Source organism: Shewanella chilikensis (genome assembly GCF_002836945.1).
Classification (GTDB): Bacteria; Pseudomonadota; Gammaproteobacteria; order Enterobacterales; family Shewanellaceae; genus Shewanella; species Shewanella chilikensis.
In genome coordinates, this window is the sequence record NZ_NIJM01000015.1 from 77,321 (window position 1) to 90,347 (window position 13,027).

Consider the following 13,027-nt stretch of genomic DNA (forward strand, 5'->3'; position numbering starts at 1 on the left):
ACAAAGCTTTTCAGAACCATTCAATTGCCAGTTGCGTAGTCAGATTCAGGCGCTGGCGTGGGTGACCAGATAGCCCATATAGCCGCAGTAACCCAGCAATAATATGGCGCCTTCGCGACGACCGATACGAAATCCGCTCCAGGCAAAGGGCAACACCAACAGTGCCAGGGTTAGCATCACGCTGAAGTCCAGGCTGCTGAAGCCGGCAGAGCTGATGGGGTGCACCAGGGCCGTGACCCCGAGGATCCCCAGCAGGTTGAACAGGTTGGAGCCAACCACATTCCCTATGGCGATATCGCTCTGGCCCTTGAGAGCCGCCAGAATCGAGGTCACCAATTCCGGCATGCTGGTGCCTATGGCAATAATGGTCAGGCCGATCACTACTTCGCTGATGCCGAAGGTACGGGCCAACTCGACCGCACCATCGACAAACAGTATGCCGCCGCCCACCAACATGCCGATACCGGCGATGATAAACAGCAGCGACAGCAGAGGGTTTTTGGGGCCTTCAATAGGTTCATCTGTATCTTCGCCCTTGCTGCTGAAATAGCTGAGCAGCAGATAGCCTACCAGTAAGCTGGTCAGCACGGCGCCATCAATCAGGCTCAGTTCACCGTCGAGTACCAGCAGCCACATCAGAATAGAGGCGCCTATCATCAGCGGAATGTCGCGTCTTACCATCTGTGTCTGCACCCCGATCGGGCGGATCAGTGCGGTCAGCGCCAGGATCAGACCGATATTGGCGATATTGGAGCCCACTACGTTACCCAGGGCAATGCCCGGGCTACCGGCCAGTGCTGACTTAACGCTCACTGCCAGCTCGGGCGCGCTGGTGCCGAAGGCGACGATAGTCAGGCCGATCACCAGCGGGGCGATTCCCAGGCGCAGGGCGATGACGCTGGCGCCGCGAACCAAGGCTTCGGCTCCCAGAGTCAAAATTAAGAAGCCGCCGAGAATAGAGAGTGCAATCAACATTGAAAACCGCTTTTCCTGTCAGTAAGGTGCCATGCAGAACGGCACCGATGAATGTGTTTGGGCTGCCAGCATAAGGTTTTTCCTCCCGAAGGCAACCTCTTTTTGACAGAATATGTCATAAAAATCCCGGCCGGAGCCGGGATGATCAGATAAACCAGGATGAGGGCTTTAGATTTCGTCTTCCCAGACGACCTTGGCGCCACGGATGTCTTCCATCCGGCTGGCGTATCTGTTCTCCAACACATGGCGCTTGATTTTCAGCGTCGGAGTCAGCACATCGTTTTCTATGGTCCAGGGCTCCTTGACCACCAGAACCGCTTCCACGGTTTCATGGGATTCCAGGTTGGGGTTAACCGCATCCACAGTGGCCTTGAGCGAGGCGCGCACCTCTTCTCTGGCTTGCAGCGCCGCCCCTTCAGAGAGTTGCACCAAAGCCACAGGGTGAGGCAGTCCCAGGCCGATGACACAGATAAGCTCCACATGGGGATCCTGCGCCAGCTTACGTTCAATTGGCACTGGCGCCACATACTTGCCCTTGGCGGTCTTGAAGTTATCCTTGACCCGGCCTGTGATGCTGACGCAACCGTCGGCATCTATGGCGCAGAGATCGCCGGTGAGGAAGAAGCCCTCTTCATCGAAGGCGGCGGCTGTGGCTTCCGGCGCCTTGTAGTATTCACGCATCAATCCCGGGCTTTTCACCAGCAGTTCGCCATTGGCCGCCTGTTTGACCTCGCAGCCGATCACCGGCTTGCCGACTGTGCCTATCTTGCTGGCATCGAAGGGGAAGTTGATGATTGAGTAGGCGCAGTTTTCTGTCATGCCCCAGGCTTCGCAGATATCCAAACCTATGCTGTGATACCACTCCACCAGTGACGGAGGTATGGGCGCCGAACCTGAACCGAGCAAACGACACTTGTCCAGCCCCAGTCCTTTATGGATCTTGCGTTTGACCAGATGGCTGATGAGGGGGATCTTCAGCAGCAGATTGAGCCTGGCGTAGCCGACCTTATCGATAATGTTCTTCTGGAACAGGGTCCACAGCCGAGGCACCGAGAAGAACACGGTTGGCCGCATTCGCTGCACATCGGCAACAAAGCTGTCGAGGCTTTCGACAAAGGCAACGCAGGAGCCGGAATAGAAGGAGGAACCCTCTATCGCCACCCGTTCTGTGATATGGGCCAGCGGCAGGTAGGACAACAGTCTGTCTTTTCCATCTGTCTTGAGATCGCGCACCACGGCATTACAGGTCCAGCCGTAGCTGCCGAAGGTTTGGATGGCGCCCTTGGGCTTGCCGGTGGAACCTGAGGTGTAGATCAGCGTCATCACCTGCTCGGCCTCGGGATAAGGGGCATCCACCAGAGGTGTACCGAGATTCAACAGCTGCTGCCATTGATATTGAGCCGGCATGGTGTCATAAGGCATCGCCAGGCGCAGAATATCACCGCCGACACCGGCTTCCTGATCGGCCCAGTGATCCAGCTTCCCCAGCATGATGGCCTTACAGCCACTGTGTTCCAGCACGTAGCGTATGGTATCGGCATTGGCCGTGGGGTAGATGGGCACACTGATATAGCCGCCGTGCATCAGCGCCAGGTCGGTAATGAACCACTCGGCGCAGTTTTTTGACAGCACGGCTATCTTATCGCCGGGTTGCAGCCCCAAGTGACGCAGGCCGCCGCAGAGTTGTTGCACCTTGGCCTGTACCTGACGCCAGGTCAGATCCTGATATTGGCCGTTGATCGGCTGCCTGAGATAGATCTCATCGCCTTGAGTCTCTACCCAGTGGTCGAGCATTTCCACCGGGCTCTTGAATGATGCTTCCATGGGGTGTCCCCTTTACTGTTCTTGTTATCTGCGTAGCTGCAGCTTCCCCCACGGCGGCTGCAACGATCTGATTATCTGTTAGTTTCGCTATGCAGTGGCCAAACCAGTATGGCGACAATTGTGATCTGGTGCAATATTTAATCGGTTGTTTGAAATGCTTCACAGTTCCTGGGCGGGTTCTCGCATCCGCTGCCACCAGTCGGCAGCTGCGACTATCTGGCCCTGCGCGTCTATGGCCGGGTAGGGAATGCCTTTGCGCCGACAGGCTTTGGCATAAATGGGGTGGCCTTGCTCAAACAACATGGTCTGGCAATAGTCATTGTCCAGCTTGCGGGCGCCATAGAGCCCGGCCTCCTGCCGCTGACGCTGCGCCTCATACAATAGCAGCGCCGACGCCACCGAGACATTGAGGGATTGCACCATGCCGACCATGGGGATCACCACCTGCTCGTCGGCGGCGGCCAGGGCTTCGGCGCTTATACCATCACGTTCATTGCCAACAATAAAGGCGGTGGGGCGGCGGTAATCCAGTTCCCTAAAGTCACGGGACTGAGGGCCGAAATGGGTGGCGACCAGCTGCATCCCGCGCGCCTTGCAGGCCTTGGCAGCCGAGGCGAAGTCATAGTGTTTAATGGTTTTGACCCACTGCTGGCTGCCGGAGGCGGTATTGCCGGACAGGCGCATATCGGCATCGGGCCAGACTGCATGAATTTCGTGGATACCCACAGCATCGGCACTGCGCAGCGCGGCGGAAATATTGTTGCTCTTGTGGACTCTGTCCAGGATCAGGCTCAGATCCGGCTGGCGCATATCCAGCATTTGGTTGATGCGAGCGAAGCGTTCGGGGCTCATTGGCGGGGGATCCTATATGAAAAAGGGCGCCGTAGCGCCCTGTATTGGAGAGGGAACTCAGAGTTCCATCACACCGTCCATCTCGACCAAAGAACCCTTTGGCAGCTCTTTCACGCCGATGGCGGCGCGGGCCGGGTAAGGCTGGTTAAAGTAACGGCTCATGATTTCGTTGACCGTGGCAAAGTTGCCCAGATCCAGCATATAGATATTCAGTTTGACGATATCGGCCATGGAACCGCCGGCGGCTTCACAGACGGCCTTGAGGTTGTCGAATACCCGTACAACCTGGGTTTCAAAGTCGTCACCGGCCAGTGCCATGGTGGCTGGGTCCAGCGGGATCTGCCCGGATAGGTAGACAGTGCTGCCCACTTTGACTGCCTGGGAGTAGGTGCCGATAGCGGCGGGAGCCTTGTCTGTTGCTATGATGATCTTCTCTGCCATAACGCTCTCTCTTTTTCTGTTATCAACGGTTACGGGATGTACGCAGAACCTCGGGCAGTACCCTGATTCGGCGCATAACATTTGCCATATGGATCCGGTCGCGAACCGAGATGCGCAGGTTGATCAGATAGACGCGGCCATCGCGCTCTTCGGTGCTGAGATTGTGAATATTGGAGCCTTCGGCGGCAATGATATTGGTGATCTTCGCCAGCGCGCCCTGATGGTTGACGATTTCGACCCTCAGGTTGGCCTGGAATTCGACCCCATCGACGGCATCCCACTGCACCGGAATATACTTGTCCGGCTCGCCCTGATAGCCGCGGATATTGGCGCAGTTTTCCATGTGCACCACCAGGCCCTTGCCCGGGCTCACGTGAGCAATCACGGCATCCCCAGGAATGGGGCGGCAGCAGTTGGCGAAGGTAACCAGCATGCCTTCGGCGCCGCGGATCGGCATCAGCTTGTGCTCATCATGCTGCTTCTGCGGCTCTATCTTGTCGCCCTTGAGGCGTTGGGCTATGACTATGCTCATGGCATTGCCAAGACCTATGTCGGCCAGCAGTGATTGCAGATCGGCGTGTTTGGTGTCTTTGACTACCTTGTCTATCTGCGCCGGATCTATCTGTTCCAGCTTGGTTTCGCCCAGCGCATGGTTCAGCAGACGCCTACCCAGGGTGCAGGCTTCGTCCTGCTTGAGGCTCTTGAGCACCTGACGGATTTTGGCGCGGGCCTTGCCGGTAACCACGAAGTTGAGCCAGGCGGCGTTGGGGCGGGCGCCCTTGGCGGTGATGATCTCGACCGTTTGCCCGGAAATCAGCGGCTGACTCAAGGGGTAGGCCTGGCGGTTGACCCGGGCGCCGACACAGGTGTTACCCACATCAGTGTGTACCTCATAGGCGAAGTCCACTGCGGTGGCGCCTACCGGCAGTTCCAGAATGCGGCCCTCGGGAGTGAACACATAGATCTCTTCCGGGAACAGCTCTGTCTTGACGTTTTCAACAAATTCAAACGAGGTGGAAGCACTCTGCTGCAGTTCCAGCAGGCTTTGCATCCATTTGCGGGCGCGCAGCTGGGTAGTGGTACCCGAGGCGCCGGTCTGGCCACTCTTGTACATCCAGTGGGCCGCAACCCCTTTATCGGCCATCTGGTCCATGTCTTCGGTACGGATCTGAATTTCCACCGGTACCGCATGGGGACCAAACAGCGAGGTATGCAACGACTGATAGCCGTTGGCCTTGGGAATGGCGATATAGTCTTTGAACCTGCCCGGGCGCGGCTTGTAGAGGCCGTGCATCACCCCGAGCACCCGATAACAGGTGTCTATGGAGTCTACTATCAAGCGGAAGGCATAGATATCCATCACTTCCTGGAATTGCAGCTCTTTGCTGCGCATCTTGTTGTAGATGGAATAGAGGTTCTTTTCCCTGCCCTTGACCTTGCCCTTGATACCCACATCTTCCAGGCGGGTACGAATGGCGGTTTCTATGCTTTGGATCAGTTCCTTGCGGTTACCGCGGGCGGCACGAACCACCTCTTTGAGTACCCGATAGCGCATAGGGTAATAGGCCTGAAAGCCGAGATCTTCCAACTCTGTCTTGATATTGTGAATACCCAGACGGTTGGCGATGGGGGCGTAAATTTCCAGGGTTTCGCGGGCAATGCGGCGACGTTTGTCCGGCCGCAGGGCGCCCAGGGTGCGCATATTGTGGGTGCGGTCGGCCAGTTTGATGAGGATCACCCGGATATCCTGGGTCATGGCCATCATCATTTTGCGGAAGTTTTCCGCTTGGGCCTCTTTCTTGTCGCGGAATTTGATCTTGTCGAGCTTGGAGACACCTTCCACCAGTTCCGCCACCGAGGTGCCGAACAGTTCGGCCAGATCCTGATGGGTAACTTGGGTGTCTTCTATGGTGTCGTGCAGCAGGGCGGCCATCAGCGTCTCGTGGTCGAGACGCATTTCGGCCAGGATGCGGGCAACCGCAACCGGATGGGTAATATAGGGTTCGCCACTGGTGCGCATCTGCCCTTCATGGGCATCACGCGCCACCTGATAGGCCTGCTTGAGTAATTCTACCTGCTCCGGCTCCAGATAACTGGCGGCAGACTCCTTGAGACCTTCAAACAGATACAAGTGGCTGTTCTCCTAAGAATATGCCTTAGAGTGAAGAGTTACCTTCTGCAATCGCTGCCACGGCAGCAATTTCAGCTGCTTCGCGCTCACGTACGCTCTGACGCTCATCGGCATCCAGAGTCGCTGAGTTAACCAGTCCCTGTTCGATTTCGCGCAGTGCGATAACAGTGGGTTTGTCGTTTTGCTCTTCAACCAAAGGATCTTTACCCTGGACGGCGATCTGACGGGCACGACGCGCCGCAACCATGATCATATCAAAACGGTTGCCGATTTGTTTAACGGCGTCTTCTACAGTAACGCGAGCCATGTGTTGAAACTCCAGTGATTTGAATGGAAAAAATGACGCAAAATTGTACACGAAGGCAATTAATCTGCCAACAGACCCTTAAGCATATCATTGTGAGTATTAATTTGACTAGCACGAGTCAGGCGTTGTGAGCGAATGATTGCGCTCAGATCCCCCAGTGCAGTCTCAAAATCGTCGTTGACTATGATGAAATCATACTCTTTATAGTGCGACATTTCTGATACTGCCTGTGCCATGCGGGAGGCGATGACTTCGCTGCTGTCCTGACCGCGACCGGTCAGACGGCGCTCCAGCTCTTCGCGGGACGGTGGCAGAATAAAGATGCCGATGGCCTCGGGCATCAGTTTCTTCACTTGCTGGGCACCCTGCCAGTCGATATCCAGGAACACATCTATGCCCCGTTCAAGCGTTTCTTCAATGACCTTGCGGGAAGTGCCATAAAAGTTACCGAAGACTTCGGCCCACTCGAAGAAGGCTTCTTCGGCAATCAGCGCCTTGAACTCCTCCACCGACACATAATGATAGTGCTGGCCGTTAACCTCTCCCGGGCGGGGCTGGCGGGTGGTGTGCGATACGGAAACTTGTTTGTCGGCCGGTTTATTGGCCAGCAGGGCTGCAATCAGTGACGATTTGCCCGCTCCACTGGGGGCCGAGACAATAAAGAGGTTTCCGCGTGCGCTCATAATATTTGGGTTCCAAGTCTTTGGTTGCAAAAAATCGGTGATTAATGAGGGAAGCTACGAACTCTGGTCTGCCGTCACTCTGGTTTGAACAGGAGTTCAAGGCAGCTTCCTTAAGGGCAGCTATTATATAGGCAGGCAACGCTGCCATGCCAGTGGCGCTGACAATTGCCATCAAATTCGTTAGTCTGCCATCAATAAGTCGGCCGATTTTTTAAGGGGTTCTGTGCTGTATAAATCGCTCATCTGTATTCAGGGTTACGACAATGGTCTGCGACATGCGGCCATCAGTGGCGCCGTTTATTTTTTACTACTCGTGTTGGGGCTACTTTCTGGTGGCGGTAGTTTCATCTGGTTACCCGGGATTTTGCTGGCACCGGTATTACTGCTCAGTTGTCGTCGTCGCCTGGGTGATGGTGGCCTGAATCCCTGGTTGTCACTGATAGCTCTGCTGCCTTGGCTTATTCTGTTGTTGACCTTGGGTAGCGGCCAGGAAGGCAGTTACCTGATAGGAGCCCTGGTGCTGGCTTTGGCGCTGCATACAGGTTTGGCACTGTTGCCTGGAGGGAATCGCGGCCGCGGCGCCCGAAGCCAGCGAGACTATGTGCAGGGATACTGTGGCCCTGTGCCTTTGAGCGCCGCGCGCAAAAATAAGATAAGGCGGGTCGAGCCAACCCTGGGTGGCACCTCAGTCTCTGGGGCTGAACGTGAGCCTGAACCTGAATTGGCACCTGACTATGCTACCGAGCGCGGCGCTGCTGAGTATAACGCCGTCCATGACCTCAGTCATGACGCCATATCCTATGGACCTGGCCGCAGCCGTTATTTTGACTCGGCGCCGACCGAGGGCGATGCCTCAGCGATAGATACAGAGCCTGGCTGGCATACAGATAAGCAAGCCCGGCATAAGGGCAATGGCGCTGAGCCTGGGTTTGATGATGAGATCGACCGCACTGGCTCCTTGTCTGTGTTGCTGCTCTCCTGGCGCGATGCCGTAATGCAACTTTGGCAGCGGCTTGGCGGCTTTTCGGCCGCCCAGCGTAAGGGTTTTGCCATAGCCGCTTTGGTCACAGCGCTGCTTGGTTTGGGATTGATCATATGGCTGCTGTGGCCTCAGGCTGAGCCTAATGACGCATCAGGCCGTGAGACTACTGAAAGTGCGGCCGAAACTTCCGACAGGGTGACAGTGCGCCTGCCGGACAGCTTCAGCCTGTCGCTTGATGGCGACTTGCTGCGTATGAGCTGGCTTGGCGATACTGACGCCCCAGGCCCCTTGTGGGATCTGGCTACCGCCAAGGGCGATCGCCGCTGCGCCGAGCTGGTGTTTAACAATGGCACTGGCTACCGTCCCATGTCGGTCGTTATCGGCGATAACGGCAAGGTAGAAGCGGCCTTCAGCCCTCTGGACAGTCAGGTGATTGTTCAGGATATGGCGCGGCGGGGCTCGGTTAAGCTCTGCGGTTATGACTTCAGCCTCAAGGGCAGTCAGGCGGCATTAGGTTCTGTTCCGGCCTTTCGGCAGTTTATTGAATAGGGTGTATATTGGCGTACGGTTAACCACAGCTTTGATTCATCAGAGCTGTGATTCTGTTATACTGCCTCGCTTCTTTCGGCTCGGCTTTCTTCGCGGCATATTCGACAGTTTATGGATACAAAATTAACTCTGGTGATTATGGCCGCCGGGCTGGGAAGCCGTTTTGGCGGTGATAAACAGTTGGCGGCATTGGGGCCCAATGGGGAAACCATGCTGCAATTGGCGTTACGCTCGGCCATCAAGGCCGGGTTTGCCCGTGCGGTGCTGGTTATCCGTCCTGAGCTTGAAAGCGAGATCTGTCGCCAGTTAAGCGACTTCCTGTCTTCCGGGTTTGAGTGGCATCTTTGTTATCAGACGCTGGACGATCTGCCACAGCCGGTATCGGCAAGGCAGACAGGGGATATCACAAAGCGCCACAGTAACAGGCAAAAACCCTGGGGCACGGCGCATGCCCTCTGGAGTGCCAGGCATCTGGTCGATGGCCCCATGGCAGTGATCACCGCAGATGATTATTATGGCGATCATGCCTTTGTGCAGTTGGCCGAAGGGCTTAGGCAATATCCCAATGAATGGATGATGGTGGCCTGGCCGCTGGGACTGACCTTGTCCGAGCATGGCGGGGTGAATCGTGGCCTGTGTGAGGTCAATGGGAAGGGTTACCTGACTTCGGTGCAGGAGTGGCTCGATATTCGTCCAGGCACCCATGGCCTTGAGGGAGAGCTTCAGGGTGAACGCCGGCCGATAGCCGCCGATGCCTTGGTATCCATGACCTGCTGGGGCTTTTCGGCGAATATATTTACCGCACTGGAACAAGGGCTCAGACGCTTTTTGGCAACCCATGGTGATGACCTTAAAGCCGAGTGTTATCTGCCTGCGATAGTGCAAAATGCAATCGAGCAGCCAGATCCAGAGCCGTGCCAACAACAGCAAATCCTTACCACCCGCAGTGTCAGGGTGGAAACCGCCCGCGAGGCCTGGTTGGGAGTGACATATCCCCAGGATGCCGCCCGGGTGAAACAGCAATTACAGGAGTTAATGGGTGCTTGAACTTATTCGGCAGCAGGTACTGCCTCACTTCGGGATCCCCAATGATGCCAAAATCAGCCCGCTGGGCAATGGTCATATCAACGACACTTTTCTGATCCGCAGCGCCGATAGCGAACTTGTGCTGCAAAAGATCAACACCCAGGTATTTCGCGCGCCCAAGGCCCTGGTCAATAATGCGGCCAAGGTCAGCGAGCATTTGAGTCAGTGTGCTGCGCAAGGCGGCTATCAACTGCAGCTGATAAGGCCTGTGATGACCCGCGAGCAGCAATTGGCGGTGGATCTCGGTGAACAGGGATTCTGGCGCGCCATCAGTTATCTGCCTTTCAGTCAGAGCATCGAAGTGGTGCACTCTGAGGCCGAGGCCGAACAGGCGGCGCGTGCCTTTGGCCATTTCGCCCGCGCCCTGAGCCAAGTAGACCCCCATGAACTGGAAGATGTGATCCCCAAGTTTCATCATCTGCCAGGCAGAATCGAAGCGCTTTCCAAGGCGGTTGCCGAGGACCCGCTTGGGCGCCTGCAGCACTGTCGGCATTGGGCCGAGTTGGCCTTGTCCCAGCAATCGCTGCTTGTGGAGCTTGAAGATACCTGTGCCGGTTTGCCGCTGCGGATTTGCCACAACGACACCAAGATCAATAACATGCTGTTCGACAAGCGTGATATGTCCAGCATGGCCATCATAGATCTCGACACCTGCATGAAGGGTTTCTTGATGTATGACTTTGGCGACATGGTGCGCACCTTCTGCTCGCCCGAGGCCGAAGACTCCACCGCACTCGATAAGGTCAGAGTCAGGCCCGAAGTGTTTGCCGCCATCTGCCGGGGTTACCTGGCAGAGCTGGGCGAGGTGTTGACGCCACTGGAGCGCCAGAGTCTATGGCTGGGTGCCAGAGTCATTTGTCTTATGATAGGTGTGCGTTTCCTTACCGACTATCTGTTGGGGGATAAGTATTTTCATATCCATCGCGAAGGTCACAACCTGGACAGAGCCGCCAACCAGTTCACCCTCTATCTCAGCCTATTGCAGCAGAGCGAGGCCCTAAAGGCGTGCTTGGTTTGAGCTATCTCGCCGTCTCTGAAAAGGGGCGGTGAGAGGTCTCCTTTACGATATTGCCTGGAAAATCTGCTGGCGATGCAGGGCTAGATATTCTTCTGCCGGGGCAAACTTGTTTGGTAGACGAATCGGCTGGTTTTCAAAGCGCTCAAAACTGTCACTCAAATATCGATTTTCTTTCGTCAGGAGTTTAGGGGATAGCAGCAACTCCAGATGGGAATTCAAAGTGATTAAGCCTTTGTCAAAAGCGGCGTCATGCAAGCTGGAAAGACACAGGCCGTTACTGGGGTTGAGACGTTGCTTAGGCTCTTGGTTCCAAGGCACTATATGGCTGGCAATCAGTAACTCTGGAATGTCTAATCCTGTTATGCAACAGCGAAAATCATAGGCACTCAAAACCGAGTTTCTAAATACTTGTTGGCCGACTCTGGCCTTAGGGAAGGTGCGAATAAGTCCTCGTGGCACTCTGGCTTGCACAGCCATTGGCGTTCAAGGCATCTGACCGAAGGCATGCCGGGGCCTGTCGAAGTCGGATAACGCAGAGAGCCGGTTGCTGTGAAAGCCCCGAAGGGCGTGGCTTGCAGACCTGTCTGCTGTGTTGTGCTTCTTGCAAAGGACTAGGGCCATTTGCTGCGAACCACGCCTTGCATCCAGGCCTGTAAGCCGACGCAGAGCACACATGGGACTTGTTCGCACCTTCCTTAGTCAGCGTCTCTCTTTCCCTACCGTGAAAATCGTCTGTCCCTGCGGACTTTACATTTTGTGGCTCAGAGGATTGTGTTAACTGCTGGTGGGCAGCATAAGCTTTGAGATAGAAGGTTTCCCAGTCCTGGGTCATCTCTTGCCACATGGCTTTGTCGGCTCTAGAAGCACCAGGGAGTCCCTTGCGACCTGTAGAGGTGATGCTAGGGTCACAGCTGGCAATATTAGCCATCTTCATCGATAGCGATGAGGCCGACCTTTGCATGAGTTCGGCTATCTGGATTATTTCTGGGTTACGCTGGCTTATTCTGCCAAAGGGCGTGTGGCTATAAAGATAAAAAGCCACCAGTAGTTCATCCCGTTCCCACCTACGTTGATTTGCCATAAGCCCTCCTAGAGACGCTGCCAGTATGGATATTATTCCTTTTAAATCAAATGGAAAATTTTCGGTTATTTATTCGTGTTCCCACCTATGCATTCGCTTTTGCTGCAAAAAATCTATCATGGTGCAGACCTTGGGCGGTGTGATACTGCAGCGCCTGGCGACCAAGGTGCAAAACCGCCTGGCGGCAGCGGGTTGGACGCCGCCGACACCAGAGCGTAAAATCCGCAGCTTGTGTCCTGCATAACACTATGTTTTCGGGTTATGGTTTTGGGTTTAAAGAAGAATGGAGAAACAGGAGAGAAGCATGCCGTACTCTAATAGTCAGGCTTATCAGTGGGTATTGTTCGATGCCGATGAAACCCTGTTTCAGTTCGATGCGCCGCGGGGGCTCAAGCTGATGTTCTCCCGTCATGGGGTGGATTTCAGCGATGCCGACTATGCCGAGTATCAGCAAACCAATATGCCGCTGTGGGTGGCCTATCAGGACGGCAAGATCAGCGCCAGCGAGTTGCAATTGACCCGTTTCAGTCATTGGGCCAAACGTCTCGGGCGCACACCTTTTGAACTCAATAGCGCCTTTATGACGGCAATGGCCGATATCTGTGAGCCGCTTCCCGGGGCTGCTGAACTGCTTGATAGCCTCAAGGGGCGTGCCAGGTTGGGGATTATCACCAATGGTTTTACCGAGCTGCAGCAGGTGCGGTTGCAAAAGACCGGCTTTGCCGAACACTTTGAGCTGTTGGTGATTTCAGAAGAGGTAGGCTTGGCCAAGCCGGATCCGGGTATTTTCGAGCATGCGCTGACCAAGATGCAGCAACCCGAGCGTAAGCGGGTATTGATGGTGGGTGATAACCCTCACTCGGATATTCTTGGTGGCCTTCAAGCCGGTCTGGATACCTGTTGGCTCAATGTGAAAGGCGAGGCGGCTCCCGAAGGGATAACGCCTCATATCGAGGTACGTTCATTGAGTGAACTGCAAAAACAGTTATGTAATTGATCGCCGCTTCTACTACAAGATTGTCAAATCGAAGGCCCGCCACTATGCGCAATGTAGATCAGATAAGGATCGGTTGACCGATCCTTCTGATGAGAGACAAT

General features: G+C 55.3%; 13 protein-coding genes. 5 read left to right on the forward strand and 8 right to left on the reverse strand.

Going from position 1 to position 13,027, the window contains the following annotated elements:
- Positions 1-45: 45 nt before the first annotated feature.
- The 7 genes from CX651_RS07900 to gmk form a co-directional block, all read right to left on the reverse strand.
- The gene (locus tag CX651_RS07900) at positions 46-975 is read right to left on the reverse strand and encodes a calcium/sodium antiporter (RefSeq protein ID WP_039034664.1); all 930 of its coding nucleotides are present in this window, start codon (positions 973-975) and stop codon (positions 46-48) included.
- 168 nt (positions 976-1,143) lie between these two features.
- Entirely contained in the window at positions 1,144-2,799 is a 1,656-nt protein-coding gene (locus tag CX651_RS07905) for an AMP-binding protein (protein WP_101055339.1), read from the reverse strand.
- 159 nt (positions 2,800-2,958) lie between these two features.
- Positions 2,959-3,651 carry a tRNA (guanosine(18)-2'-O)-methyltransferase TrmH gene (gene trmH / locus CX651_RS07910; protein ID WP_101055341.1) on the reverse strand — a complete coding sequence of 231 codons (693 nt, stop codon included), beginning with the start codon at positions 3,649-3,651 and terminating at the stop codon, positions 2,959-2,961.
- Positions 3,652-3,708: 57 nt separating this feature from the next.
- Positions 3,709-4,092 (reverse strand): RidA family protein, encoded by a 384-nt coding sequence (locus CX651_RS07915; RefSeq protein WP_025888534.1) that lies wholly within the window; start codon positions 4,090-4,092, stop codon positions 3,709-3,711.
- Positions 4,093-4,114: 22 nt separating this feature from the next.
- Positions 4,115-6,223: a bifunctional GTP diphosphokinase/guanosine-3',5'-bis pyrophosphate 3'-pyrophosphohydrolase gene (gene spoT, locus CX651_RS07920; protein ID WP_101055343.1), complete on the reverse strand. Its 2,109-nt coding sequence runs from the start codon at positions 6,221-6,223 to the stop codon at positions 4,115-4,117.
- A gap of 25 nt (positions 6,224-6,248) precedes the next feature.
- Positions 6,249-6,530 carry a DNA-directed RNA polymerase subunit omega gene (rpoZ, locus tag CX651_RS07925; protein WP_025010112.1) on the reverse strand — a complete coding sequence of 94 codons (282 nt, stop codon included), beginning with the start codon at positions 6,528-6,530 and terminating at the stop codon, positions 6,249-6,251.
- Positions 6,531-6,589: 59 nt separating this feature from the next.
- Positions 6,590-7,213, reverse strand: a complete 624-nt coding sequence (gmk, locus tag CX651_RS07930; protein ID WP_039034660.1) for a guanylate kinase — start codon at positions 7,211-7,213, stop codon at positions 6,590-6,592.
- Between the two features lie 223 nt (positions 7,214-7,436).
- Between gmk and CX651_RS07935 the strand changes: the two genes are divergently transcribed.
- From CX651_RS07935 to CX651_RS07945, 3 genes are all read left to right on the forward strand, one after another.
- Positions 7,437-8,744, forward strand: a complete 1,308-nt coding sequence (locus tag CX651_RS07935; protein ID WP_101055345.1) for a hypothetical protein — start codon at positions 7,437-7,439, stop codon at positions 8,742-8,744.
- 111 nt (positions 8,745-8,855) lie between these two features.
- Entirely contained in the window at positions 8,856-9,791 is a 936-nt protein-coding gene (locus tag CX651_RS07940; RefSeq protein WP_101055347.1) for an NTP transferase domain-containing protein, read from the forward strand.
- Positions 9,784-10,848 carry a phosphotransferase enzyme family protein gene (locus CX651_RS07945; protein ID WP_101055349.1) on the forward strand — a complete coding sequence of 355 codons (1,065 nt, stop codon included), beginning with the start codon at positions 9,784-9,786 and terminating at the stop codon, positions 10,846-10,848. The genes CX651_RS07940 and CX651_RS07945 overlap by 8 nt, the downstream gene beginning before the upstream one ends.
- 42 nt (positions 10,849-10,890) lie before the next feature.
- On the opposite strand, the gene CX651_RS07950 is transcribed toward CX651_RS07945, so the two are convergent.
- Positions 10,891-11,325 (reverse strand): HNH endonuclease, encoded by a 435-nt coding sequence (locus CX651_RS07950; protein ID WP_101055351.1) that lies wholly within the window; start codon positions 11,323-11,325, stop codon positions 10,891-10,893.
- Between the two features lie 722 nt (positions 11,326-12,047).
- On the opposite strand from CX651_RS07950, the gene CX651_RS20255 reads away from it, so the two are divergent.
- Positions 12,048-12,173: a hypothetical protein gene (locus CX651_RS20255; RefSeq protein WP_258286654.1), complete on the forward strand. Its 126-nt coding sequence runs from the start codon at positions 12,048-12,050 to the stop codon at positions 12,171-12,173.
- 60 nt (positions 12,174-12,233) lie between these two features.
- Complete coding sequence (gene yjjG / locus CX651_RS07955) at positions 12,234-12,926, forward strand: pyrimidine 5'-nucleotidase (protein WP_101055353.1); 693 nt, start codon at positions 12,234-12,236, stop codon at positions 12,924-12,926.
- Positions 12,927-13,027 lie beyond the last annotated feature (101 nt).